The organism is Streptomyces sp. NPDC085944 (assembly GCF_040686295.1).
GTDB classification, from domain to species: Bacteria; Actinomycetota; Actinomycetes; order Streptomycetales; family Streptomycetaceae; genus Streptomyces; species Streptomyces salinarius.
Genome location: NZ_JBFBJX010000034.1, coordinates 1 through 21,382, shown reverse-complemented (window position 1 = coordinate 21,382; position 21,382 = coordinate 1). Strand labels below are relative to the sequence as shown.

The 21,382-nt window shown below is 71.9% G+C and carries 23 protein-coding genes, 1 tRNA gene and 1 pseudogene; 13 read left to right on the top strand and 12 right to left on the bottom strand.

The window, feature by feature from the left end; genetic code table 11:
- Positions 1 to 294: 294 nt before the first annotated feature.
- Positions 295 to 368 (bottom strand) — tRNA-Thr (locus AB0P07_RS35555).
- 219 nt (positions 369 to 587) lie between these two features.
- Between AB0P07_RS35555 and msiK the strand changes: the two genes are divergently transcribed.
- From msiK to AB0P07_RS35540, 3 genes are all read left to right on the top strand, one after another.
- A complete protein-coding gene (msiK, locus tag AB0P07_RS35550; protein WP_365558269.1) occupies positions 588 to 1,724 on the top strand; it encodes a diacetylchitobiose ABC transporter ATP-binding protein MsiK in 1,137 nt (378 codons plus the stop codon).
- A 222-nt stretch (positions 1,725 to 1,946) separates the two neighbouring features.
- On the top strand, positions 1,947 to 2,402 hold the full coding sequence (locus AB0P07_RS35545; RefSeq protein ID WP_365558307.1) for a hypothetical protein: 456 nt from the start codon (positions 1,947 to 1,949) through the stop codon (positions 2,400 to 2,402).
- Positions 2,403 to 2,444: 42 nt separating this feature from the next.
- A complete protein-coding gene (locus tag AB0P07_RS35540) occupies positions 2,445 to 3,182 on the top strand; it encodes a nucleotidyltransferase family protein (RefSeq protein WP_365558267.1) in 738 nt (245 codons plus the stop codon).
- A 91-nt stretch (positions 3,183 to 3,273) separates the two neighbouring features.
- Here the strand turns inward: AB0P07_RS35540 and AB0P07_RS35535 are convergent, their stop codons facing one another.
- The 6 genes from AB0P07_RS35535 to AB0P07_RS35510 form a co-directional block, all read right to left on the bottom strand.
- Positions 3,274 to 4,977 carry a DoxX family membrane protein gene (locus AB0P07_RS35535; RefSeq protein WP_365558265.1) on the bottom strand — a complete coding sequence of 568 codons (1,704 nt, stop codon included), beginning with the start codon at positions 4,975 to 4,977 and terminating at the stop codon, positions 3,274 to 3,276.
- A gap of 281 nt (positions 4,978 to 5,258) precedes the next feature.
- Positions 5,259 to 6,200 carry a 23S rRNA (guanosine(2251)-2'-O)-methyltransferase RlmB gene (gene rlmB / locus AB0P07_RS35530; RefSeq protein ID WP_365558263.1) on the bottom strand — a complete coding sequence of 314 codons (942 nt, stop codon included), beginning with the start codon at positions 6,198 to 6,200 and terminating at the stop codon, positions 5,259 to 5,261.
- A 128-nt stretch (positions 6,201 to 6,328) separates the two neighbouring features.
- Positions 6,329 to 7,729: a cysteine--tRNA ligase gene (cysS, locus tag AB0P07_RS35525; protein ID WP_365558260.1), complete on the bottom strand. Its 1,401-nt coding sequence runs from the start codon at positions 7,727 to 7,729 to the stop codon at positions 6,329 to 6,331.
- 221 nt (positions 7,730 to 7,950) lie between these two features.
- Positions 7,951 to 8,430 (bottom strand): 2-C-methyl-D-erythritol 2,4-cyclodiphosphate synthase, encoded by a 480-nt coding sequence (gene ispF, locus AB0P07_RS35520; RefSeq protein WP_365558304.1) that lies wholly within the window; start codon positions 8,428 to 8,430, stop codon positions 7,951 to 7,953.
- Positions 8,431 to 8,497: 67 nt separating this feature from the next.
- Positions 8,498 to 9,274, bottom strand: a complete 777-nt coding sequence (gene ispD, locus AB0P07_RS35515; RefSeq protein WP_256109006.1) for a 2-C-methyl-D-erythritol 4-phosphate cytidylyltransferase — start codon at positions 9,272 to 9,274, stop codon at positions 8,498 to 8,500.
- 329 nt (positions 9,275 to 9,603) lie between these two features.
- Positions 9,604 to 10,086: a CarD family transcriptional regulator gene (locus AB0P07_RS35510; RefSeq protein WP_003953493.1), complete on the bottom strand. Its 483-nt coding sequence runs from the start codon at positions 10,084 to 10,086 to the stop codon at positions 9,604 to 9,606.
- A gap of 656 nt (positions 10,087 to 10,742) precedes the next feature.
- Here AB0P07_RS35510 and AB0P07_RS35505 point away from each other — a divergent pair.
- Positions 10,743 to 11,477: a DUF461 domain-containing protein gene (locus AB0P07_RS35505; RefSeq protein WP_365558257.1), complete on the top strand. Its 735-nt coding sequence runs from the start codon at positions 10,743 to 10,745 to the stop codon at positions 11,475 to 11,477.
- 103 nt (positions 11,478 to 11,580) lie between these two features.
- On the opposite strand, the gene AB0P07_RS35500 is transcribed toward AB0P07_RS35505, so the two are convergent.
- Entirely contained in the window at positions 11,581 to 12,261 is a 681-nt protein-coding gene (locus AB0P07_RS35500) for a response regulator transcription factor (RefSeq protein WP_019326704.1), read from the bottom strand.
- Positions 12,258 to 13,556, bottom strand: a complete 1,299-nt coding sequence (locus AB0P07_RS35495; RefSeq protein WP_365558254.1) for an ATP-binding protein — start codon at positions 13,554 to 13,556, stop codon at positions 12,258 to 12,260. The genes AB0P07_RS35500 and AB0P07_RS35495 overlap by 4 nt, the downstream gene beginning before the upstream one ends.
- A gap of 215 nt (positions 13,557 to 13,771) precedes the next feature.
- Here AB0P07_RS35495 and phoU point away from each other — a divergent pair, with 215 nt between their 5' ends.
- From phoU to AB0P07_RS35450, 9 genes are all read left to right on the top strand, one after another.
- Positions 13,772 to 14,461 (top strand): phosphate signaling complex protein PhoU, encoded by a 690-nt coding sequence (gene phoU, locus AB0P07_RS35490; protein WP_109035183.1) that lies wholly within the window; start codon positions 13,772 to 13,774, stop codon positions 14,459 to 14,461.
- 152 nt (positions 14,462 to 14,613) lie between these two features.
- The gene (locus tag AB0P07_RS35485; protein WP_164883312.1) at positions 14,614 to 14,769 is read left to right on the top strand and encodes a hypothetical protein; all 156 of its coding nucleotides are present in this window, start codon (positions 14,614 to 14,616) and stop codon (positions 14,767 to 14,769) included.
- Between the two features lie 118 nt (positions 14,770 to 14,887).
- A complete protein-coding gene (locus tag AB0P07_RS35480; RefSeq protein ID WP_030868395.1) occupies positions 14,888 to 15,136 on the top strand; it encodes an SCO4226 family nickel-binding protein in 249 nt (82 codons plus the stop codon).
- 135 nt (positions 15,137 to 15,271) lie between these two features.
- Positions 15,272 to 15,655, top strand: a complete 384-nt coding sequence (locus AB0P07_RS35475; protein WP_365558251.1) for a hypothetical protein — start codon at positions 15,272 to 15,274, stop codon at positions 15,653 to 15,655.
- 69 nt (positions 15,656 to 15,724) lie between these two features.
- Positions 15,725 to 16,990 (top strand): lanthionine synthetase LanC family protein, encoded by a 1,266-nt coding sequence (locus AB0P07_RS35470; RefSeq protein WP_365558248.1) that lies wholly within the window; start codon positions 15,725 to 15,727, stop codon positions 16,988 to 16,990.
- A 105-nt stretch (positions 16,991 to 17,095) separates the two neighbouring features.
- Entirely contained in the window at positions 17,096 to 17,965 is an 870-nt protein-coding gene (locus AB0P07_RS35465) for an AraC family transcriptional regulator (RefSeq protein ID WP_365558245.1), read from the top strand.
- A gap of 82 nt (positions 17,966 to 18,047) precedes the next feature.
- Positions 18,048 to 18,446, top strand: a complete 399-nt coding sequence (locus AB0P07_RS35460; protein ID WP_365558242.1) for a signal peptidase I — start codon at positions 18,048 to 18,050, stop codon at positions 18,444 to 18,446.
- 85 nt (positions 18,447 to 18,531) lie between these two features.
- A complete protein-coding gene (locus AB0P07_RS35455) occupies positions 18,532 to 19,023 on the top strand; it encodes a hypothetical protein (protein WP_365558240.1) in 492 nt (163 codons plus the stop codon).
- A complete protein-coding gene (locus AB0P07_RS35450; protein WP_365558237.1) occupies positions 19,020 to 19,340 on the top strand; it encodes a transcriptional regulator in 321 nt (106 codons plus the stop codon). Before AB0P07_RS35455 ends, AB0P07_RS35450 begins: the two co-directional genes overlap by 4 nt.
- 299 nt (positions 19,341 to 19,639) lie before the next feature.
- On the opposite strand, the gene AB0P07_RS35445 is transcribed toward AB0P07_RS35450, so the two are convergent.
- From AB0P07_RS35445 to AB0P07_RS35435, 3 genes and pseudogenes are all read right to left on the bottom strand, one after another.
- Positions 19,640 to 20,398, bottom strand: a complete 759-nt coding sequence (locus AB0P07_RS35445; protein WP_365558234.1) for a dienelactone hydrolase family protein — start codon at positions 20,396 to 20,398, stop codon at positions 19,640 to 19,642.
- A 210-nt stretch (positions 20,399 to 20,608) separates the two neighbouring features.
- Positions 20,609 to 20,800 (bottom strand): DUF6381 family protein, encoded by a 192-nt coding sequence (locus AB0P07_RS35440; RefSeq protein ID WP_365558231.1) that lies wholly within the window; start codon positions 20,798 to 20,800, stop codon positions 20,609 to 20,611.
- 94 nt (positions 20,801 to 20,894) lie between these two features.
- A pseudogene (locus AB0P07_RS35435) lies at positions 20,895 to 21,299 on the bottom strand (UTRA domain-containing protein); the annotation flags it as partial.
- Positions 21,300 to 21,382: the final 83 nt, after the last annotated feature.

Below are 21,382 nucleotides of genomic sequence, written 5' to 3'. Positions count from 1 at the left end.
CACCCACGACGAAACCGGCGGGGCCCCGCACCCACCCGTAGACGGCCCCCCTCCCACCCGAACGGACGCCGCACCATGCGTCCCCCGCCCGGCCGCCAGAGGCTGAGGCCACGCCCACAGCACGCGCGATATCCACCGCGTCCGGAACGCCGTCAACGCGTACCTGCTCGACGGCAGGCTCCCCGCCCCCGGCACGGTCTGCGAGGCGGAACCGCTCCCGGAGGGCAAGTAACCGGCACCACCGACAACGCCCCCGCGATCCGAGATCGCGGGGGCGTTGCCCTGTCGCTGCAAAGCCCCCTGTCGGATTCGAACCGACGACCTTCGCTTTACAAGAGCGGCGCTCTGACCAGCTGAGCTAAGGAGGCACGCGCGCGGCGGGCGCGCGCAGGCTGCTCCACTGTACACAGAGCCGGTGAACGATGGGATTCGAAAATTTCGGCGAAATTCACAGACCCCCGGCTACTGACAGATCAGGTGAACGCCGGGTACCGTCCTGCTCAGCTTCACCCGCGTGGACTACACCACCACCTTCCTACAACGGATCGTCCGGCACGTTCCTGCCGGTAGAAGGGGGCCCATTCACCATGGCCACAGTTACGTTCGACAAGGCGACCCGTGTGTACCCGGGTTCCACCAAGCCCGCCGTCGACGGTCTCGACATCGACATCGCGGACGGCGAGTTCCTCGTCCTGGTCGGTCCCTCCGGTTGCGGCAAGTCCACCTCGCTCCGCATGCTCGCGGGGCTCGAGGACGTCAACGGCGGCGCCATCCGCATCGGTGACCGCGACGTGACGCACCTGCCGCCGAAGGACCGGGACATCGCCATGGTGTTCCAGAACTACGCGCTGTACCCGCACATGTCGGTCGCCGACAACATGGGCTTCGCCCTGAAGATCGCCGGTGTCAACAAGGCGGAGATCCGGCAGAAGGTCGAGGAGGCCGCGAAGATCCTCGACCTCACCGAGTACCTGGACCGCAAGCCGAAGGCGCTCTCCGGCGGTCAGCGTCAGCGTGTGGCGATGGGCCGCGCGATCGTGCGTGAGCCGCAGGTGTTCCTCATGGACGAGCCGCTGTCCAACCTGGACGCCAAGCTCCGCGTCTCCACCCGTACGCAGATCGCCTCGCTCCAGCGCCGCCTGGGCATCACCACCGTCTACGTCACCCACGACCAGGTCGAGGCCATGACGATGGGCGACCGCGTGGCGGTCCTCAAGGACGGTCTGCTCCAGCAGGTCGACACCCCGCGGAACATGTACGACAAGCCCGCGAACCTCTTCGTCGCCGGCTTCATCGGCTCCCCGGCCATGAACCTGGTCGAGGTGCCGATCACCGACGGCGGCGTGAAGTTCGGCAACAGCGTCGTCCCGGTCAACCGCGACGCCCTGAAGGCCGCCGCCGACAAGGGCGACCGCTCGGTCACCGTCGGTGTGCGTCCGGAGCACTTCGACGTGGTGGAGCTGAACGGCGGCGTCTCCAAGACCCTGTCGAAGGACTCGACGGACGCCCCGGCCGGTCTCGCGGTCTCGGTCAACGTCGTGGAGGAGACCGGCGCCGACGGCTACATCTACGGCACGGTCGAGGTCGGCGGCGAGACGAAGGACCTCGTGGTCCGCGTCAGCAGCCGTGCGGTGCCGGAGAAGGGCACGACCGTCCACGTGGTGCCGCGTCCGGGCGAGACGCACGTGTTCTCGTCCTCCACGGGCGAGCGCCTCACCGACTGAGAAACCACGCGACCGGGTGATTTCACCCGCGTTGACGAAAAGAGCCCCGCGGCCTGCTGCGGGGCTCTTCCCGTTGTCGACAAATACCCCGGCACCCCCGACATTTCGACCGGTGTTCGTCAACCCCCTATCCGCTTCACGCCCGTCGTTCATCCCCCGATAGGGTGACTAAATGTCGCCAAATCATTACCGGGCGCTACCCTCACTCGCGTGAAGCACTCCGTGAAGCACTCCACCACCCGACAGACGCGACGCGGCCGGGGCCCCGCCCGCCGGATCGGCCGCTCTCTCGCCTTCGTCCTGCCCGTCGTCCTGGTGCTCTCCGGGACTCTCGCGGTCACCCGCGTCGACTGGTCCGCGGATCCCTCGGACTCGGTGCTCGCAGCGTCCGAGGCGTCGTCGTCCAAGGCCTCCTCCGCCCGCACCGCCCGCGCCCCGCACGAGGTGCTGCGCGACCGGCTGCTGACCGAACTGCAGGAGGAGGATCCGGGCGTCGCGCTGACCCACCTCCAGCAGGCGGTGAACGAGCGCCCCTCGCTGGCCGACCACTGCGCGACCATCGCCCGCGCGCTGGGCCGCGCCGCGGTGAAGGTGTACGGCCCGACGCGCGCCCAGTCGTACGCCCGCCCCGTCTGCGACACCGCCTTCGCCTCGGGCGTCCTGGCCGCGCACGGCTGAGTGCCCTGCGGGGGCCGCCGGGGCGCCGCGTACAGTTCGGGCATGACCGATCCGAACGCCGCGTCCCGTCGCCCCGTTCAAGCCGTCGTCCTGGCCGGCGGGCAGGGTTCCCGGCTGCGCCCCTACACCGACGACCGGCCCAAGCCGATGGTCGAGATCCCGGGCACCGGGACGCCGATCATCGGCCATCAGCTCGCCTGGCTCGCCGAGGAAGGCGTGACGGACGTCGTGGTCTCCTGCGGCCACCTCGCCGAAGTCCTGCAGAAGTGGCTGGAGAGCGCCGATCTGCCGCTCTCCGTCACGACCGTCGTGGAGACCGAGCCGCTGGGCCGCGGCGGCGGCCTCAAGTACGCCGCCGCCCACCTCCCGCACCCCGACCGGCCCTGGTACGCCACCAACGGCGACATCTGGACCCGTTTCTCGCTGCGCGACATGGCCGACTTCCACGCCGAGCGGGACGCCGTCGCGACCCTCGCCCTGGCGCGTCCGCGGCTGCCGTGGGGCGCCGTGCAGACGGACGGCTTCGGCCACATCACCGACTTCATCGAGGCGCCGCCGTCGACGTTCGAGATCAACGCGGGCGTCTACGTCTTCTCGCCGGAGTTCGCCGCCATGCTCCCGGAGCGCGGCGACCACGAGCGCACCACCTTCCCCCGGCTGGCCCGCGAACGCCGCCTGGCCGGCTTCCCGATCCCGCAGGGCTCCTACTGGCGCGCGATCGACACCGCGAAGGACCTGACCGAGGCGGCCGGCGAGCTGGCGGCCCTGAGCGGCCGCTGAGCGCCGTACACATACAGAGGCGGCACGGCAGCAGGGCCCCGCACGCGCTGTGCGGGGCCCTGCTGCCGTGGTGCGGGTGACCTGACGCCGGTCAGCCCAGGAGGCCGCCCACGAGGCGTCCGCCGGGCTCGCCGGTGGACGACGAGCCGCCGCCGTCACCGCTGCCGGTGCCGCCGGTGGAGCCGCCTCCGCCGCTGCCGCCGGTCGAGGTGCCGCCGGACGTCGGTCCCGCCGTGGTGCTCGGCGCCTGGCCGGCCGGGGAGGACTGCCGGGGCGGGGCCTGGCCCGTCGTGCCCTGGGTCTGGCTGGGCGTGCCGCCGCCGGTGGCGGTGCCGCTGCTGTCGCGGGTCGCTCCCGGCGTGCTCGTGCCGTCCTTCGCGGGGCTCGACGCCCCGCCGGTGGCGCCCCGGGTGGGCGAGGCGGAGGCCTCCGGCGACGAGGTCTCGGGCTTCCGCGTGCCGGGCTCCTGCGGGAGCGGCGAGCCGGGCAGTTCGTTGCGCGGGGCCTCGCCGGGCCCGGGGACGACCACGCGGTCGGCGTCCCGGACGGCGCCGCCGAGGACGGAGCCGACCAGGAGGGTGATCCCGGCGACGAGGAAGGTGATCAGGGCGCCGCGGCGCAGGACGTAGCGGCGCAGGTCCCAGATGTCGGAGTGGGGGCCGAGCCGGCGCCAGGCGCTGCTCGCGAGCCTGCCGTCCACGGAGTAGACGGGTGCCCCGGCGATGATCAGCGGGGACCAGGCGGCGAGGTAGATGATGTCGGGCGCGTCGTAGGCCGGGACGCTCTTCCAGCTGACGGTGACGAGGAGCGCGGCGGACAGGCCTGCGCCGATGACGGCGGCCACGCGCTGCCAGCAGCCGAGGACGGTCAGGACGCCCACCAGCACCTGGAGGAAGGCGATGACCAGCCCGGCGCCCACGGGGTGGGCGAGGGCGAACTGGCGCAGCGGCTCGGCGACGTCCCAGGGGTGCAGGGTGTTGAGCCACTTGACCATGGAGCCGCGTTCGCCGCCGTCGAAGTAGACGGGGTCGCAGAGCTTGCCCATGCCGGCGTAGATGGAGATGAAGCCGAGGAAGACCCGCAGGGGCAGCAGGACGACGCCGAGGTTCATGCGGCGGCCGGGGAAGTAGGCGTGGCGCGCCGGGTCGTCGGTGCGGCGCCTGCTGCGGGGCTCGCCCTGCTCCGGGTCGTCGTAGTCGGCGTAGCCGTCGGGGCCGTGCCCGTCGGGTCCGGTCCCGAAGTCCAGGCTGTCGTAGGCGGGTTCGTCGTAGGCGCTGCCGACGGTGCGCATGGCGGGCAGCAGCCGGGTGCCGTCGGGGACCGGGCCGCGCTGGGCGCCGACGAGGGGGGCCTCGAGCGGTTCGGTGGCGGGGCCGTCGTCGTAGTCGAGGGGGTCGCCGTCGAGGCCGACCCGGGGGATGACCTGAGTGGCTCCGGCGTCGGCGGCCGGGGCGTCGGCGTGGTGACCGGCTCCCGCGCGCACCGCCTGGAGCAGCCGGTGGGCGCCGGTGTCGTCCGGGTCGGAGCGCCCGCTCCACACGACGGCGCGGCGGCGGCCCGCGGCCGGGGCGGGGGGCATGCGGGCGGTGTCCTGGGTGGCGCTCAGGTGCCGAGCGATCCGCGGGGACTGGGTCCGCCGGGCGGAGGCACCGAACTGCACGCGGAAACTCGCGTGGTTGACGATGACCTGGGCCGGATCGCTCGGCACCTTCACCATGCTCAGCGCGGGAGCGTCGTCGTATCCCGACGAGCGGTCCCCCGTGGGAGTGCGGGGTGTTCTGGTGTCCACACTCATCTAACCGAGTGATGTGTCGTTAGGACACTGCCTTGACCGCCCCGATCTGTCCGGACCGCGTCAAGCATGTCCGGACAGCCTCGAACACCCCGTTCGAGCTATACGGCGAACGCTTGTCCCGCGACATCGCCGTGCCGGGGTCAGCCCCGCCGACGAGCCGCCTCGTACAGCACGCTCCCCACCGCCACACCGGCGCCCCCTCCCTCTGCCGCACTCGCACGCTGCGCGGCTTCGCACGGCCGCGCCGGCCTCCGACCGGTGGACAGCGCCCCGCGCCCGAGTCAGCCCCGCCGACGCGCCGCCTCGTACAGCACGATCCCCGCCGCCACACCGGCGTTGAGGGACTCGGCGCCGCCCGGCATCGGAATCCGCACCCGGAAGTCGCACGTCTCGCCGACGAGCCGCGAAAGCCCCTTGCCCTCGCTGCCGACGACGATGACGACCGGGCCGTCCAGGGCCTCCAGGTCGCCGAGTTCGGCCTCGCCGTCGGCGGCGAGGCCGACGACCGTGACGCCGGCCTTCTGGTACTGCTCCAGCGCCCGGGTGAGGTTGGTGGCGCGGGCCACCGGCGTACGGGCGGCCGTGCCGGCGGACGTCTTCCACGCGCCCGCCGTCATGCCGGCCGCGCGCCGCTCGGGCACGACGACGCCGTGGCCGCCGAAGGCGGAGACGGAACGGACGACCGCGCCGAGGTTGCGCGGGTCGGTCACGCCGTCGAGGGCGACGATCAGCGGGTCCGCGCCCTCGTCGTGGGCGGCGGCGACCAGGTCCTCGGGGTGCGCGTACTCGTACGGCGGCACCTGGAGCACGAGCCCCTGGTGGTTCAGCCCGTTGGTCATCCGGTCCAGCTCGGGACGCGGCGCCTCCATGAGGTTGATCCCACCGCGGTCGGCGGCGAGCTGGAGGGCCTCGCGCACCCGCTCGTCGTTGTCGATGAACTGCTGGACGTAGAGCGTGGAGGCGGGCACGCCCTCGCGCAGCGCCTCGTAGACCGGGTTGCGGCCGACGACCAGCTCGGACGTCGACCGGCCGCCGCCGCGCCGCTGCTGCGGGCGGCCCGTGGCGCGGCGCGCCTTGGCGTTGGCGGCGCGCTGCTTGGCGTGCCCCTTGCGCATCTCGGCGGGGGGCGTCGGCCCCTTGCCTTCCAGGCCACGGCGTCGCTTGCCACCGCTGCCGACCTGCGCGCCCTTCTTGCCGGACATGCGGCGGTTGTTCGCGGCCATGAGTTACCTGTCTCCGCTCTCGGTGTCTTCGGGGGGTGTGCGTCGTACGTGCGTCTTATGCAGTGTGCCGCCCGGAGGGCCGGGCGGCACAATCGATCTACGAGTCGATCTGTGACTGCGGACTCGGGTCAGCGGGAGCCGAGGCTCCAGCGGGGACCCTGCGGGCTGTCCTCGATGACCAGTCCGGACTGTCCCAGCTGGTCGCGGATGGCGTCGGCCGTGGCCCAGTCCTTGCGTGCCCGCGCGGACTCGCGCTGGTCGAGCACGAGCCGTACGAGGCTGTCGACGACGTGCCGCAGGTCCTCGCCCTGCTCCTGCTCCCCCGCCCACTGCGCGTCCAGCGGGTCGAGCCCGAGCACGCCGAGCATGGCCCGCACCTCGGCGAGGCGGCCGACGGCCGCCTCCTTGTCGTCGGCGGCCAGCGCGCTGTTGCCCTGCCGGACGGTGGTGTGGACGATCGCGAGCGCCTGCGGGACGCCCAGGTCGTCGTCCATCGCCTCGGCGAACGCGGGCGGCACCTCGGCGGCGGGCTCGACGGCGTGGCCGGCCAGCTCCGTCACCCGCTGCACGAAGCCCTCGATGCGCGCGTACGCCGACTCGGCCTCGCGCAGGGACTCCTCGCTGTACTCGATGGTGGAGCGGTAGTGCGGGGTGCCGAGGTAGTACCGCAGCACGACCGGCCGCCAGTGCTTGACCATCTCGCCGACGAGCACGCTGTTGCCGAGCGACTTGGACATCTTCTCGCCGCTCATGGTGACCCAGGCGTTGTGCACCCAGTACCGGGCGAAGGCGTCGCCGAAGCCCTTGGCCTGGGCGATCTCGTTCTCGTGGTGCGGGAAGATCAGGTCGATCCCGCCCCCGTGGACGTCGAACTCCTCGCCCAGGTACTTGTGCGCCATCGCGGAGCACTCCAGGTGCCAGCCGGGCCGGCCGCGTCCCCACGGCGTCTCCCAGCTCGGCTCCCCGGGCTTGGCCGCCTTCCACATGGCGAAGTCGCGCGGGTCCCGCTTGCCGGTCTCGCCCTCGTCGGAGGGCTGGCGCAGGTCGTCGAGGTCCTGGTTGGACAGCGACAGATAGCCCGGCAGGGACCGCACGTCGAAGTAGACGTTGCCGTCGGCCTCGTAGGCGTGCCCGCGCTCGATGAGGCCGCGCATCATCTCGACCATCTCGGTGATGTGGCCGGTGGCGCGCGGCTCGTAGGTGGGCGGCAGGCAGCCGAGGGCGGCGTAGGCGTCGTTGAACGCGCGCTCGTTCTCGTACCCGATGGACCACCAGGGGCGGTTCTGCTCGGCCGCCTTCTTGATGATCTTGTCGTCGATGTCGGTGACGTTGCGGACGAACGTGACGTCGTAGCCGCGGTACGCGAACCAGCGGCGCATGATGTCGAAGTTCAGCCCGGACCGGACGTGCCCGATGTGCGGGGCGGCCTGCACGGTGGCACCGCACAGGTAGATCGAGACACAGCCCGGCGTGAGGGGGGCGAAGTCACGGATCTGCCGGGCGCTGGTGTCGTACAGGCGAATAGTCACGAGTCCAGGGTAGTAGGCCTTGGGCAGTGCCCAGGGCACACGTGCCGCGTTGTTGCGGGACCGAGTCGGAAGGCGCGGGCCGCGCTCTCGCCGAGGGGCGCCCTCTTGTCCGACCGAGTCGGGTGGCGGGTGGCCACAGGCGGGATCCAGGGGCGGAGCCCCTGGCGGGGCGCGGGGCGGAGCCCCCGCACGGCAGGGCAACGGGGCGCGCCACCCGCCGTCTAGGCCACCCGCACGACCAACGCCGTGGCCACCGCCATCAACCCCTCCCCCCTCCCGGGAAACCCCAGCCCGTCCGTCGTCGCCCCCGACACGGACACCGGCGCCTCCACCGCCGCGGAAAGCACCCCCTGCGCCTCTTCCCGCCGCTTGCCGATCTTCGGGCGCGCCCCGACCACCTGCACCGCGACGTTCCCGATCCGGAACCCCGCCTCCCGCACGATCCGCGCCGCCTCCGTCAGCAGCGTCACCCCGGACGCCCCGGACCATTCCGGCCGCCCGGTGCCGAAGTGCTGCCCGAGGTCACCGAGCCCCGCCGCAGAGAACAACGCGTTGCACGCCGCGTGCGCGACGACGTCCGCGTCGGAGTGCCCGGCGAGCCCGGGCCCCTCGCCCTCCCACTTCAACCCGGCGCACCACAGCTCGCGCCCGTCCTCGAAGGCGTGGATGTCCGTACCGATCCCGACCTGGGGCAGCAGCACCTGCACGTCCGCCTCAGACCTCTCAGATGCCTCAGATGCCTCAGATGCCTCAGATGCCTCAGATGCCTCAGAACCCATCGTTCAGCCTCCTGCGCGCCAGTACCGCCTCCGCGAGCACCAGGTCGAGCGGACGCGTCACCTTGAACGCCTCCTCGTGCCCGGGCACCACCACCACGGTGAGCCCCAGCTGCTCGACCATGCTCGCGTCGTCGGTGACGTCGTCGGTCACCGTCCCGTGGGCCCGCACCAGCGTGGCGCGGTCGAAGCCCTGCGGGGTCTGCACCGCGCGCAGCCGCGCCCGCTCGGGCGTCGCCACCACGGGCTCCGGCTCGCCGGGCGCCGCAGCGGGCTCGACCTGCTTGACGGTGTCGGCGAGCGGCACGGCCGGCACCACGGCGGGCGCGCCCTCCCGTACGGCCTCGATCACGGCGTCCACCGTGTCCACCGGCACGAGCGGCCGGGCCGCGTCGTGCACGAGGACGATGTCGTACTCGGGCGGCAGTGCGTCCAGGCCGAGCCGCACGGACTCCTGCCGGGTCTCGCCGCCGGGCACCACGAGGAAGTCCGTCCACTCGGGGAGCGCGTGCGTGTCGAGGAGGTTCTTCACCTCGGCCGCGCCGTCGGGCGGTGCGACGACCACGACGAGGGAGACCGCGCGGGAGGCGGCCATCGCGCGGACCGCGTGGATCAGCATGGGCGTGCCGCCCAGCGCGCGCAGGGCTTTGGGGGCGCCCGGGCCGAGCCGTACGCCCCGGCCCGCGGCCGGAATCACGGCTGCGGTCGGTGTGTTCGTACGGGTACCGGCGGCCTGCGGGGTGGGCGAGGGACGCGATTCGTCAGACATCGGTTCCTGTCAGGTTTGTGTGCTCGACCTACTTGGGTATGGCCTCACCGTGCCGGGCGCGACGCCTTGACCGGACCCTTCCGTGACCCTGGTCGAGCCAGCAGCCCGGGCCCGGCACGCCAGGATCCGGGAGAGCCTCCCGGGACGAGCGTACGAGGATCATGGACGTCCGGATACCGCGAACCGTGTCCGGGTACCCGGGTACGAACATGCCGCAGCGCCCGGCGACAGCAAGGATGTCATCGGGCACCGCGGCATTTCAGTGCGCTGAACCGAGTGGCTGACGGTCTGCGCCTCACCTCGGATCCGGTCGGATCAGGACCGTCGGATCAGGAGGCGAGCACCTCGTCGAGCAGGGCCTCCGCCTTGTCCTCGTTGGTGTTCTCCGCGAGGGCCAGCTCGCTCACCAGGATCTGGCGGGCCTTGGCGAGCATGCGCTTCTCACCTGCGGAGAGTCCGCGCTCGCGCTCACGCCGCCACAGATCGCGCACGACTTCCGCGACCTTGATGACGTCGCCGGAGGCGAGCTTCTCCAGGTTTGCCTTGTAACGACGCGACCAGTTCGTGGGCTCCTCGGCGTACGGCGCGCGCAGCACCTCGAAGACCCGGTCCAGCCCGTCCTGACCGACCACATCACGCACGCCGACGAACTCCGCATTGTCCGCTGGCACACGTACCGTCAGGTCGCCCTGGGCGACCTTCAGCACCAAGTAGGTCTTGTCCACGCCTTTGATCTGGCGAGTTTCGATAGCCTCGATCAGCGCGGCCCCGTGATGGGGATAGACCACGGTGTCGCCAACCTTGAACGTCATGTGACAGGTACCCCTTCCGTGGCTATCCAGGGTAACACGGAAACGGCGTCTTCTGAATGGCGTTTTCGCAGGTCAGGGCATATCTCGGGGCTTGACAACAGCAACAGGAACGTGCTGCGCCCGGCGAGCGGAAGAAAGTATTCGCAGGTCGGAGCGGCTGTTCCGGCCACCCGAAACACGCACGTCACACGCTCCCGAAGCCCTCACCGCGCGCCCGAAAATCCCGATATGTCCGGTTCCATGCGTGCGACTTCCGCTACTCCGTTCGGTGGCCGTGGCGGGGTTCCGGACGAATCCGGAATTGATCACGAGGTGCCCCGCCCGGGCTCCCCTGTGATCAATTTCCTGGCCGTCCGCGCATTCCTTCACGGAAATTTCGCGCACCGATCCGCGACCGGTATGGCGGAGGCTTCATAGCTGAATGCCGGACGAGTACGAGCCGCCGAAACGAGGGACGGAACGCCCCCGACCGCCCCCGTCGCCCCGCCCGCACCGCGCCCGCGTCCTACCGCCTGCCGGGCGAAGCCGGGCGTCTTCGGGGAGGGTCGGGTGCGGCGGCCCGAGAACGGCTCGGTAGCCTAAGGCCGCTGACAGCCACTTAGGGCGGCTTTATCCGTTGCCGCCACCACGCTCGAGTCCAAGGAGTTGCCGCCGCCGTGAGCAGCAGCCTTCGACGCGGTGCCCTCGCCGCCGCCGCCATCGCGTTCTCGATCGCCTCGCTCGCCGCGTGCGGTGCCGGTCACAACGCCCAGACGCTGGAGATCAAGCCGGACCACGCTGCGACGACCGTCGGCGACATCGACGTGCAGAACGCGGTCGTCATCACGCAGCCCGATCTGGAGTCGACCGGCCCGGCCGTGGTCGCCGTCACCCTGTTCAACAACGGCCGGACGGACCAGACCCTCGAGTCCGTCACCGTCCCGGGCACCGGCAAGTCCGCCGAGCTGAAGCCCGCCGAGGGCGAGAAGGGCGACCTGGTCGTCCCGGCCGGCGGCCGCCTGATCCTCGGCGGCGAGGGCAACGCCGCCGCCGTGCTGCCCAGCAGCCGCGAGGCGCTCCAGGACGGCAACGCGCAGAAGATCACCTTCACCTTCAGCAAGACCGGCGAGGTGGGCCTGCGCGCCCTCGTCGTTCCCGCCGAGAGCTACTTCACCGAGTGGGGCCCGAGCGACGTCCCGTCCGCGCCGGGCGCGACGCCCTCCGACACGGCCTCCGCCGACGCCTCGGGCGAGCCTGCCGACGGCGAGTCCTCGGGCGCCCCCTCGGCCGGCGAGTCCGCCGGTGCGCCCTCCGGCGAGGCCGGCGAGGCCGGTGCCCCGGCCGACGGCGCCTCGGCCGACGGCACCTCCCAGGAGAACGGCACCGGCTCGGACGCCGAAGCCGGCCACTGAGCGCCGTACCCGGCACGCACGTACGCCCGACACGTACGCCCGAAGGGCGGGACCTCTCCGTGAGGTCCCGCCCTTCGTCACGTCCACCGGCCCGTGGGCCGGCCTACGGCTCGAACTTGTACCCCAGCCCGCGCACCGTCACCAGGTACCGCGGCGCGCCCGGGTCGGGCTCTATCTTGGCGCGCAGCCGCTTGACGTGGACGTCGAGGGTCTTGGTGTCACCGACGTAGTCGGCGCCCCACACCCGGTCGATCAGCTGCATGCGCGTCAGCACGCGGCCGGCGTTGCGCAGCAGCATCTCCAGCAGGTCGAACTCCTTGAGCGGCAGGTCGATCTTGGTGCCGCCGACGGTCACCACGTGCCGGTCCACGTCCATGCGGACGGGACCGGCCTCCAGGGCGGCCGGGGCGACCTCCTCCGGCTCGCCGCGCCGGCGCAGTACGGCACGGATGCGGGCGACCAGCTCGCGGGAGGAGAAAGGCTTGGTGACGTAGTCGTCGGCCCCTATCTCCAGCCCGACGACCTTGTCGATCTCACTGTCCTTGGCCGTCACCATGATCACGGGGACGTTCGAGCGGCCGCGCAGCTGGCGGCAGACCTCGGTGCCCGGCAGGCCGGGCAGCATCAGGTCGAGGAGCACGAGGTCGGCGCCGTTGCGCTCGAACTCGTCGAGTCCGTCGGGGCCGGTGGTCGCGACGGCGACCTCGAAGCCCTCCTTGCGGAGCATGTACGACAGGGCGTCGGAGAAGGACTCCTCGTCCTCGACGACGAGCACACGGGTCACGGAAGGACCTCCGGGGCGGGAAACGTTTCGTACGGGGATGTATGGGGGGAATGCGAGGAACGCGGGCCATGGGGGGATGAGGACGACCGCTCGGGCTCGTCACTGAGCCCGGCGCGCTCCGACCGCTGCCGCGCGCGGTCGCGGGCGGGGCCCGCCTCCGGCAGCCGCAGGGTGAAGGTGGAGCCCTGGCCTTCGGCGCTCCACACCGTGACCTCCCCGCCGTGCGAGGCGACCACGTGCTTGACGATCGCGAGACCCAGGCCGGTGCCTCCGGTGGCCCGGGAGCGGGCCGGGTCGACGCGGTAGAAGCGCTCGAAGACGCGCTCCTTGTCCTTCTCCGAGATGCCGATGCCCTGGTCGGTCACGGCGATCTCGATCAGGTCGCCGCCGGTGGCGGCGACGCGGCGGGCGGCGATGCCGACGCGGGTGCGGGCCGGCGAGTAGTTGACGGCGTTCTCGACGAGGTTGCCGAGGGCGGCGGCGAGCTGGCCGCGGTTGCCGCGCACGTGCAGATCCGCCGCGCCTCCGGCGGCCATGGTGATCTGCTTCGTACCGGCGGCGTGCCGGCAGCGGTCGATGGCCTCGGCGACCAGCTCGTCCACCCGGACGGGCTCGGCGTCGTCGAGGGGGTCGTCGTTCTGCACCCGGGAGAGGTCGATGAGCTCCTGCACCAGGTTCGTGAGCCGGGTCGCCTCGATCTGCATCCGCCCGGCGAACCGCTCCACGGCCTCCGGGTCGTCGGCGGCGTCCATCACGGCCTCGGACAGCAGCGACAGCGCCCCCACCGGCGTCTTCAGCTCATGACTCACGTTGGCGACGAAGTCGCGCCGTACGGCCTCGATGCGGCGGGCCTCGGTGAGGTCCTCCACCAGCAGCAGCACCAGCCGCGACCCGAGGGGTGCGACGCGTGCGGAGACGGCGAGGGCCTCCCCCCGCCCGTTCCCGCGCCGGGGCAGGTCCAGCTCGACCTGCCGTATCTCCCCGTCCCGCCGGGTGTCCCTGGCCATCTGCAGCATCGGCTCGACGGCGAGCCTGCCGCCCCGGACCAGGCCGAGGGCGTACGCCGCCGAGCTGGCCTTGACCACGGCGTCGGCCTCGTCGAGGACGACCGCGGAGGAGCGCAGTACGGACAGGACGGTGTCGACGCCGGGCGGCAGCACGGGGTCGGTGTGGAGCGAGGTGCGCGTGGGGCGCTTCTGCTCCCGCTCGCTCCAGCGGAACGCCAGCATGGCGATGACACCGGTGAGCACTCCGGCGATCGCTGCCGCTGCGGCGACCGCCGCGTTCACGTCCATGTCTCCAGGTTAGGCACGGCGTACGTCCGGACCCCAGCCATCCGAGTGCGACCTCGAACACTCGTCGCCCAGAGTTCACCTTGGAGCCAGGGATGGTTCATTTGGGGTGCCGGAAACGGACGCGTACAGGCCGGAACGTGTAAGCGTGGGGGCACGGCGAGGGGCGCGTGGCCGCTCTTCGAGCCCCTTAAACGGACGTACGAGAGGGAATCCTGATGCGGGACGCGTACCACGAGGAACTTGATTCGATCGGTGACGGTCTGGTGGAGATGGCCCGGCTGGTCGGGTCGGCCATCGGACGCGCCACGACCGCGATCCTGGACTCCGACCTGAAGCTGGCCGAGGCCGTCATCGAGGCGGACCAGAAGGTCGACGACCTCCAGCACGAGCTGGAGGCGCGGGCGATAACCCTGCTGGCCCGCCAGCAGCCGGTGGCGACGGACCTGCGCATCGTCGTCACCTCGCTGCGGATGTCCGCCGACCTGGAGCGCTCGGGCGACCTGGCCCAGCACGTGGCCAAGCTGGCCCGGCTGCGCTACCCGGAGCGCGCGGTGCCGCACGACCTGCACGCGACCATCCTGGAGATGGGCCAGCTCGCGCAGCGGCTGATGGCGAAGGCGGCCGAGGTGATCATCACCAAGGACGTCGACCTGGCGCTCCAGCTGGAGCAGGACGACGACGCGATGGACCTCCTGCACCGCACCCTCTTCCAGCACCTGATGGACGACCGCTGGAAGCACGGCATCGAGACGGCCGTCGACGTCACCCTGCTGGGCCGCTACTACGAGCGCTTCGCCGACCACGCGGTCTCGGTCGCCAAGCGGGTGGTCTACCTGGTCACCGGCGAGCACGCGGACGACCTCCAGGCGGACATCCAGCCGGCGACGCAGGTCGAGGGGGCCTGAGCCGAGGCCGCGCGGGAGCGGACCGGGGGCGCGCGTTCGCTCCCGTGCGCCGTTGATGCGACGGCCGCTGAGGGCGTGCAATGGACCCGAGAGCCAGTAGTCGCAGGGATCCAGGGACCCAGAGATCCACGCACCCGCTTCCAGGAGGAACCATGGCCGATTCCCCCAGCACGAAGCCCGACCCCGCACAGGAACGCCCCACCGAGCAGCCCACCGAGATCCGCAGCCTCCCGCTGATCGCCGCGTGCGGCTGCGGCTCGGGCTGCGGCTGCGGCTGCCAGTCGGGCAGCCCCTGCCAGTGCGGCTGACGCGGTAGCGGTCCACCCGTACGCCGTACCGGTGGACCGCGGTATGGCGGCCGGGGTCGCCCCGGCCGTCATACGGGCGCACCCTGGAAGAAGGACCCTGAAGGGGGTGCGAGGCGCCATGGCTCACTTCATGGACGTACACCGCGGGATGCACGGCATCACCTCGGACCAGCTGCACCAGGCCCACCAGGCCGACCTGGCCGTGGAGAAGGACGAGAACGTCCACTTCGAACAGGCGTGGGCGGACCCGGCCTCCGGCACCATCTACTGCCTCTCCGAGGGACCGTCGGCCGAGGCGGTCCAGCGTGTGCACGAACGCGCGGGCCACAAGGCGGACGAGATCCACGAAGTCCCCCTGTCGGTATAGGCCGGGCAGGCCTCCCGCGGGCGGGTACCGCGTCACCCCGGACTTGAGTACGGGTACTCAGGCCCGGGGCGGGCTCCCGGCCGACCCTGGATCCGGGAGCACGATCACGACCACCACCCCGGGAGCCCGGATCCCATGAACAGCACCCGTCCGAACAACGCCCGGACCCGCCGGAGCGACCGCATGCGCACCGTCGTCCGCCTCGCCCTCGCCAACCGCGTCTCGGCCGTGTACCTCACCGTGGTCGGCGGTGCGATGGCGGTCGCCGCGGCACAGCCCCTGTTCGCGAGCGGTCCCGACGCGTCGCTCGTCTGGGTCTGGCCGGCCCTGTTCACCTTCCCGGCCTTCGGCTTCGTGGCCTGGCTCGGGGAGGCGGGCTGGGGCGGCGACGCCCCGGCGTGGTTTTTCGTCGGCGGCATCGTGCTCTCGGCCCTGGTCCAGTCGCTGGCCCTGGGGGCGGTGTGGCGGGCCCTGCGCGGGCGCCGGGGCAACCGCGGCCACCTGACGGCGGCGCACTGACTCTGCCCCCTCCCCCGCCGCTACGGCCCGCTCCGGCTTGTGGGCGGACGCGGATGCGAGAGTGGCACCATGACGGCACCAGGGGCAGAGGTCGGGGCGCTCGACGAAGTCGAGGACATCGCGGTGGACGGACTGCGCTGGCTGACGGGGGCGGCGCGGGAGACCCCCGGCGGCGGCCTCGCCTGGCCGACCAGGCCCTCGGAGGACGCCGTCGAGCCGATGCTCTACGACGGCACGGCGGGCAACGTCCCCGTGCTCCTGGAGGCGTGGCGGCACTTCGGCGACGACGCGTACGCCGACACCGCCCTGCGCGCGGCCCGTGCCCTGGCCGCCCACGTCGACGACCTGGAGGACGACTCCCTCTACTTCGGCCGCACGGGACTCGCCCTGGTCCTGCGGGCGGTCCACGCCGAGCTGGGCGACCCGGCGTCGGGCGAGGCCGCCGACCGCGCCCTGCGCCTGGTCCGCTCCCGCTTCGACGGCACACGCTGGGGCGACCTCTTCGAGCTGATGGGCGGCAACGCGGGCATCGGCCTGGGCGCCCTCCTGGCCGGCGACCCGGACCTGGCCGTCCTGGCCGTGGAGCCGTACCTGCGTACGGCGGAGCAGACCGCGCACGGCGTCCACTGGCCGCACCGCACCGGCGTCGCCTCCCGCCTGCACCACGTCTCGCACGGCACCCTCGGCATCGCCCTGGCCCTCGCCCGCGTCGGCGGCGCCACCGGCCGCGAGGATCTGCTCGACCTGGCGCTGGCCGCGACGGCCGACGTCGTGTCACGCGACACCGCCGGCCCCGACGGCTTCCTGGTTCCGCACTCCACCCCGCAGTTCCTCCCGGACCTGATCGACCCGGTCAGCTACGGCTGGTGCCACGGCCCCTCCGGCGACGCTCAGCTCTTCCGCACCCTGCGCGACGTCACGTCCGACCCCGCCTGGACCGCCCTGGCCGACCGCTGCTGGCACACGGTCACCCACTGCGGCCTCCCCCGGCGACTGCGACCCGGATTCTGGGACAACAACGGCCGCTGCTGCGGCACCGCGGGCGTCCTGGCCCTGGCCTGCGACCGGATCGCCGAGCAGCGGGACGCCTTCGACTTCGCCGACGTCCTGGTCACGGACCTGACCAACCGGGCGACCCGCGACCGCGAGGGCGCCCGCTGGTCCAACGTCGACTTCCGGTCCACCCCCGGCGATCTCGAACCCCGGCTCGGGTGGGCGATGGGCAACGCGGGAATCGTCCGCGAGCTGCTCCGCTACGTACGCCTGGCCCGTGGCGGTGCCCCCGCATACGCCTTCACCTGGCCGGACCAGCCCCCGGTGCCGGCGCCCGCCTGACCGAACCGACCGGACCCCCGGACCCACCGAACCGAACCGGACCGCGGCGATCGGGCGCCGCAGGTGTCCCCCCCTGCCACGGTGGATGCCGAAGGGAGGTGTCGCGTGATCTCGGCACTGAACCACCTGGTCGACCTGGTCGAGGGCCACCTCGGCGAGGAACCGGACGTCCCCGCGCTGGCCGCGAGCCTCGGCACGACCGAGTACCACCTGCGCCGGATGTTCTCGTCGCTGGCGGGCATGCCGCTGTCGGAGTACGTCCGCCGGCGCCGCATGACGGTGGCCGCCGCCGACGTCGTACGGGGCGGGGACGACCTGCTGACCGTCGCCGTCCGGTACGGCTACGGCTCGACGGAGGCGTTCGGACGCGCGTTCCGGTCGGTCCACGGCGCCGCTCCGCGCGACGTACGCCGCGACGGCGGCCCCCTTCGGACCCAGCCGCAGCTCAGGTTCCGCCTGACCGTCGAAGGGAGCACCCCCATGGACACCCGCTTCACCGACCGCCCCGCCTTCCGTCTGATCGGCCACGCGACCCGCGTCCCGCTCATCCACGAAGGCGTCAACCCGCATATCCAGCAGCACATCGCCGCCCTCCCCCAGGAGGCCCACGCCCGCCTGAAGTCCCTCGGCGACACGGACCCGGCGGGCCTGCTCCAGGTCACCGGCGACGTGGCCCAGGACAGCCCGGAGGGCACGGAGCTGACCTACCTCCACGGCGTGGCCGTCTCCGCCGACACCCCGGCGCCCGACGACCTCGACGCCATCGAGGTACCGGCCGGCACGTGGGCGGTCTTCCGCAGCTCGGGTCCCTATCCGGACGCCCTCCAGAGCACCTGGGCGGCCACCGCGTCCGAGTGGTTCCCGTCCAACCCGTGGCGCCTGCGCCGGGGCCCGTCGATCGTCTCCGTGCTGGACCGCGCGGACGACTTCACGACGGCGACGACGGAACTGTGGCTGCCAGTGGAACCGGCCTGACGAGCCGGTTTTCTCAGTCCTCCTGCGAAGGCGCCGATTCCGCACGCAGACCCCACGCGGCGGAGTGCTAGCTTCCGGGACCATGACGGACGACGTGTACGTGGGCAACGCGGGCGAGGACGCGGCGCTGGACCGGGGATGGCTACTGGGGCATTTCAAGGACGCCTCCGGCCCGCGGCACAGCGAGGACGTGGAGATCAAGTGGGGCGTCCACCCGAAGGGCGACGAGCGCGCCCACTGGGTCACCGGCGAGCAACGCACCGCCCTGCAGGTCCTCGTCAGCGGCCGTTTCCGGGTGGAGTTCCCCGGCCGCAGCGTCGTCCTCGCCGAACAGGGCGACTACGTCGTGTGGGGCAGGGGCGTCGACCACTCCTGGTACGCGGAGGAGGAGTCCGTGGTGCTGACGGTGCGGTGGCCGTCCGTACCCGGATACGCGGTCGAGGCCGGGGCCGGCTCCGAGGCGCCGCCGACGGCGAACTGAGTTCCGCAGCACCGCGAACCATCCACTTGCCAAGCCGGAAACCCACCACTTTCCATGTCGGAAACAGACTGCTACTGTTTCCGACATGGAAACCAACGGGGTGCCCCTCACGCCGGAGCAGGCCCGCGCCGCCCTGGCCGACACCGAGCGCGTCCGGGCGTCCGCCACGGCACTGACGGCCACGCCATGGCCGACCTGGTTCTTCGTCACGCTGACGCTCTACGTCGCCGTACTTCCGATCGTCCTCGGCGGCGTCATGACCGACGACGACTGGCTGCTGCCGCACCCCGCCTGGATGGCCACCCTCCTGGCGATCACCGCGCTCTACGCGGCGCTGCTCTCCGTCGCGACGAAGGCGTGGCGCGACAAGACCGGCGTGGCGCTGCGGCTGGACGTCCTGCCGAAGCGGGCGACCCTGCCGCTCATGATCGGCCTCCCGCTCCTCCTGGTCGGGGGGCCGTACGCCTTCGGCGTCACGGGCCGGCCGGCCTGGCTGATCGCCACCTCACTGCTCGGCGCGGCCGTGTCCGTCGGCTTCCACCTCGCCTTCGTCCGCCTGCACCGGAGGACCGCGTGAGCGGCGGGGGCGGCGACCCGCTGGACGGCTTCGACACCACCATCCACGCCCCGCACCGCCTGCGCGTCTGCGCCCTGCTGGAAGGCGCCGGGGAGGCGGAATTCGCCCTGGTCCAGAACCAACTCGGCCTCTCCGCCTCAGCATTGAGCAAGCACGTCACGGTCCTGATGGACGCCGGCTACGTCGCACAGCGCAAGGCCGTCCGCGACACCCGCCAGCGCGTGTGGCTCCGCCTGACCCGGCGGGGCCGAGCCGCGTACCAGGGCCACCTGGCGGCACTGCGCGCGATCGTGAAGCCGTCCGACCCGGCTCCCTGACCGACGAGACCGGGACGCCGGAATCCCTCCCGCTGACAGCGACTCCGCACGGACCACGGCCCCGACGCGCCCGCCACCGGGCGCAGCGCCGCTGAACGGCACTCATCCAACCGCCCGTTGTCAGTGCCGGCCTTTAGGCTCGTGAGCGCGCGGTCGGCTTCCGGGGGTTCCAGCTCTGTAAGGAATGGTTGCATCCCCGGCCTGTCTGGGGGCGGCCCGGAGAATCGTCCGGGACCCAACCGACGGTCGGGCTTCGTCGATGGCCAACGGATGACCTGCCAGAGCCGACCGCGCACCCGTCAACGAGGCGGGTGACCGGGTTCCCCACCGCGCTCCAGGGCGCGGCCGAGAAGGGGCAGCAGGCGTTCCCAGTGGCGCCGCAGCGCGGCGGCGTCGAAGGCGTCGGTGTCGGACATGGTGAAGCCGTGGACGGTGCCGGGGTAGATCTCGGAGGTGTAGCCGACGCCTGCCGCATCCAGGGCCTGGTTGAGCTCGCCGAGGGCCTCGGACGTCAAGTCGCTCTCGGCGTGGCCGAAATGAACCTCGGCGGCGAGCCTGGCGAGGCTGTCGAGCCCGTCGGCTGCCACGGGGGCATGGAACGCGGCGAGGGCGGCCACCCGGCCCGGATGGGCCACGACCGTGCGCGTCGCCAGGAGGCCGCCGATGCAGTAGCCGGTCACCGCGACCGGCCCGGCGCCGACCTCGGGCTGAGCGGTGAGGAAGTCGAGAAAGGCGTGTGCGTCCCGCAGGACGCGCTCTGCGGTGTGCGCCTCGATCAGGCGCATCAACTGGGGGACGATCGCGACCCGGTCCTCTTCTCCGATGTACTCGGGAAGCTCGATCACCGGTGCCGGGCCGTGTCGGTAGAAGAAGTTGGGGACGAGTACGTAGTAGCCGTGCCCCGCCAGTTCGCGGGCCATATCGCGCAGCACGGGCCGGATCCCGAAGCCGTCCGCGTACATCAGCACCCCTGGGTGCCGCCCCTCCCCCTCGGGAAGGGCGACGAACGCGTCGGCCTGTCCGTCCGCGGTGGGGATCTGCAGGGTCTTGGTGAGCATGAGTCTCCTGTCGTGGTTGATGCATCGATTGATGTATCGATCCTGTGCTCAACACGACGGAGGCGGCGCCCGCGCGGCGGCGCGGGATCCTCGTCCCAACAGCGGGCCGACACCGGCCCCTACGGCGCTCAGAGAGGCACCGGGTCACCAATCCGTGCGTGGCGCGAAGCCGTCCCGGTAGTCATGACTCCAGAACCTAGCCCACCGGACTCACGCCGGGGGATAGATGTCCCCGCCCCGCTCCATGCTTTCCTCTTCGCTCTGGCTCTGCAGCCTGCGGGCCTTCTCCTGAAGCCTCTTCCGCTCGTCCGGGTCACTGGCCCGCTCCGAGGCGGCCTGCAACTCCTGCGCCTTGTCGCGCATCTGCTGGAGTCGGGCGCGCGCTTCTCCGCTTGCACTCATGTGATCCGTCCTCGCATCGTGAGTGTGCAGTTGCGTATACCAGCGAATCACGCTCGGCTACCTTCTGCATCCTCTCCGAGCCGCCGTTCCCGCCTCACGCGTCGAAGTCGTACTCCAGGATGTATGAGGCGGCATCCAGCGTCATTTCGTTGACCTCGACGGCGCGACCCTCGTCCGTGAACGCTGTGCGGCAGACGAGGATGACCGGGGTGCCCGCGGACATGCTCAACTGGGCCGCCTCTTCACTCGACGGCATCCGGGAGCGGATCTCTTCGCGGAAGTGCACCGGTTTGTAGCCAAGTTCGGCGAGCCGGGCGTACGTCCCGCCCTCCCCGGTGTCCTCCTGGGTGATCGCGGACCCGGCGACCAGGGCGGCGGGCAGATAGCTCGTCGCCAGCAGGACGGGCTTGCCGTCCAGGGCGAAGCGCCGGCGTCGCACGCACACCGGCTCCCCTCCGGCGAGGTCCAGTACCGCCGCGACGCTCTCAGAGGGCGGTTCGTGATCTGATGTCCGTTTCCCGGTGAGGTTGGGGCAGGACTGCCGGTCGCGGGGATCGGCCGGCTATTGCGTCCTGGCGAAGC

Bases quoted from the DNA above. Each gene is read 5' to 3' on its own strand.
- msiK (WP_365558269.1), top strand. From the start codon at position 588: ATGGCCACAGTTACGTTCGACAAGGCGACCCGTGTGTACCCGGGTTCC.
- AB0P07_RS35540 (WP_365558267.1), top strand. From the start codon at position 2,445: ATGACCGATCCGAACGCCGCGTCCCGTCGCCCCGTTCAAGCCGTCGTC.
- AB0P07_RS35535 (WP_365558265.1), bottom strand. From the start codon at position 4,977: ATGAGTGTGGACACCAGAACACCCCGCACTCCCACGGGGGACCGCTCG.
- rlmB (WP_365558263.1), bottom strand. From the start codon at position 6,200: ATGGCCGCGAACAACCGCCGCATGTCCGGCAAGAAGGGCGCGCAGGTC.
- ispD (WP_256109006.1), bottom strand. From the start codon at position 9,274: ATGTCTGACGAATCGCGTCCCTCGCCCACCCCGCAGGCCGCCGGTACC.
- AB0P07_RS35510 (WP_003953493.1), bottom strand. From the start codon at position 10,086: ATGACGTTCAAGGTTGGCGACACCGTGGTCTATCCCCATCACGGGGCC.
- AB0P07_RS35495 (WP_365558254.1), bottom strand. From the start codon at position 13,556: ATGGACGTGAACGCGGCGGTCGCCGCAGCGGCAGCGATCGCCGGAGTG.
- phoU (WP_109035183.1), top strand. From the start codon at position 13,772: ATGCGGGACGCGTACCACGAGGAACTTGATTCGATCGGTGACGGTCTG.
- AB0P07_RS35485 (WP_164883312.1), top strand. From the start codon at position 14,614: ATGGCCGATTCCCCCAGCACGAAGCCCGACCCCGCACAGGAACGCCCC.
- AB0P07_RS35480 (WP_030868395.1), top strand. From the start codon at position 14,888: ATGGCTCACTTCATGGACGTACACCGCGGGATGCACGGCATCACCTCG.
- AB0P07_RS35475 (WP_365558251.1), top strand. From the start codon at position 15,272: ATGAACAGCACCCGTCCGAACAACGCCCGGACCCGCCGGAGCGACCGC.
- AB0P07_RS35470 (WP_365558248.1), top strand. From the start codon at position 15,725: ATGACGGCACCAGGGGCAGAGGTCGGGGCGCTCGACGAAGTCGAGGAC.
- AB0P07_RS35460 (WP_365558242.1), top strand. From the start codon at position 18,048: ATGACGGACGACGTGTACGTGGGCAACGCGGGCGAGGACGCGGCGCTG.
- AB0P07_RS35455 (WP_365558240.1), top strand. From the start codon at position 18,532: ATGGAAACCAACGGGGTGCCCCTCACGCCGGAGCAGGCCCGCGCCGCC.
- AB0P07_RS35445 (WP_365558234.1), bottom strand. From the start codon at position 20,398: ATGCTCACCAAGACCCTGCAGATCCCCACCGCGGACGGACAGGCCGAC.
- AB0P07_RS35440 (WP_365558231.1), bottom strand. From the start codon at position 20,800: ATGAGTGCAAGCGGAGAAGCGCGCGCCCGACTCCAGCAGATGCGCGAC.